This window comes from Staphylococcus coagulans (genome assembly GCF_002901995.1).
Taxonomy (GTDB): Bacteria; Bacillota; Bacilli; order Staphylococcales; family Staphylococcaceae; genus Staphylococcus; species Staphylococcus coagulans.
In genome coordinates, this window is sequence record NZ_PPQN01000078.1 from 1 (window position 1) to 1,668 (window position 1,668).

At 39.5% G+C, this 1,668-nt stretch carries 3 protein-coding genes; 1 reads left to right on the forward strand and 2 read right to left on the reverse strand.

Translation table 11 applies throughout. The features are described 5' to 3' along the window. Positions 1-813, forward strand: an 813-nt coding sequence (locus CD118_RS11085) for an SdrD B-like domain-containing protein (RefSeq protein ID WP_142380875.1), incomplete at its 5' end; no start/stop codon positions are given. An 85-nt stretch (positions 814-898) separates the two neighbouring features. On the opposite strand, the gene CD118_RS11090 is transcribed toward CD118_RS11085, so the two are convergent. Together CD118_RS11090 and CD118_RS11095 are read right to left on the reverse strand one after the other, a co-directional pair. Next, positions 899-1,108 (reverse strand): hypothetical protein, encoded by a 210-nt coding sequence (locus tag CD118_RS11090; RefSeq protein WP_050330612.1) that lies wholly within the window; start codon positions 1,106-1,108, stop codon positions 899-901. Between the two features lie 86 nt (positions 1,109-1,194). After that, positions 1,195-1,512: a magnetosome magnetite crystal formation protein family gene (locus CD118_RS11095; protein ID WP_060829727.1), complete on the reverse strand. Its 318-nt coding sequence runs from the start codon at positions 1,510-1,512 to the stop codon at positions 1,195-1,197. Positions 1,513-1,668 lie beyond the last annotated feature (156 nt).

Genomic DNA, 1,668 nt, shown 5'->3' on the forward strand with positions numbered 1-1,668 from the left:
GTTGTGGCAGAAACGCAAAGTGATGCGCAAGGTCACTACCAGTTTACGAATGTTAAAAAAGGCAAATATGAAGTGATATTCACAACGCCTGAAGGTTATGAAGCAACAAGTAAGCACACAACAGCAAATACAGAAAAAGATTCCGACGGTTTAGTAGCGAAAATCGAGGTAACGAAAGACGATAACAGTATCGATGCAGGATTCTTCCCATTGAAGAACTGGAATTCTGAGCCACCAATGCCAGAACCACCAACACCAGAGAAGCCGACACCACCAATGCCGGAACAACCAACACCAGAGAAACCGACACCACCAATGCCGGAACAACCAACACCAGAGAAACCGACACCACCGATGCCGGAACAACCAACACCGGAGAAGCCGACACCACCGATGCCGGAACAACCAACACCGGAGAAGCCGACACCACCGATGCCGGAACAACCAACACCGGAGAAGCCGACGCCACCAATGCCGAAACAACCAACACCAGAGAAACCGACACCACCGATGCCGGAACAACCAACACCGGAGAAGCCGACGCCACCGATGCCGGAACAACCAACACCAGAGAAGCCGACACCACCAATGGTACAAACGCCAGCGGACCAACAACAAGGTAAAGGTCAGATGAAATCATCAACGAACAAGAAAAACCAATCAATGTCTAAAGGTGAGCACGAGACTGCAAAACAATTGCCAAATACAGGGGCATCTAATACATCACAAGCAGGCTGGTTAATGGGTACATTATTACTTACATTAGGTACGGTGATGATAGGTCGAAAACGTAAAAAAGAGAAAACAATTTAATTAAAGACGAAATATCAATAAAACGCGTTTAATAAAAGATAGAATCCGAGGTCTTCATTCATCTGTTTGAAAACCTCGGATTTTATTATTTTGATTTATCTTTTTGCGTGTGGATAAAAGCACTATAGGCTGCAATAGAACAAAATATGGTGAATATAAGCATGCCAGATACTGCAAGAACACGAGCGATAGCGCTTTCTTTATAAATTACAACATAAAATCCTTGTAAGTAAAGGTAAGCAAGTAATGGTAAGATCGAAATAAAAATCGCTAAATTAGGTTGATTTTGCTTCATGTTTAAACCCCCAATAAATAATGCGACTTGTTCATAAAACGATACAACATGCTTTGTTCTTTAAATTGCCTCTATTAAGCAACATTTTACTCATCTGTCACAAGTACTTTAACCCCGCAATATAAATTATAAATAAGATAAAATACACTTCCTAAAGCTGTAAGAATACCCAGGATAAATAGAACGGCTGCTACAGTATGGTTGTATGATTGAGTTAAGCCAAAACAAATTACAGAAATGAGGATTAAAATCCAAGGTAAAATGTGATAAAGTAGCGCTTTTTTAGCATGTGTGGATACTGGTGGTCCTGCAGCAATCCATACGATAATTGGAAATAAAATAGGTGCGAAAAAAACACTAAAATAACTAAAAGAAGCCAATAATTTTTCTGTAGGCGTAGTCATACGCTTCACCTCCAATTGAGAAATAATTTACGCATTGAAATTTACGCATTAAAAATGAATCTATATTTACAAATCAGAGTGAATTTGTAGAGTCCTTCTTGATTTGTACTATAATTTTAAAATTCCACTATTTAAGTGCTTTAAAACGTAAAGTTC

Bases quoted from the DNA above. Each gene is read 5' to 3' on its own strand.
- CD118_RS11090 (WP_050330612.1), bottom strand. From the start codon at position 1,108: ATGAAGCAAAATCAACCTAATTTAGCGATTTTTATTTCGATCTTACCA.
- CD118_RS11095 (WP_060829727.1), bottom strand. From the start codon at position 1,512: ATGACTACGCCTACAGAAAAATTATTGGCTTCTTTTAGTTATTTTAGT.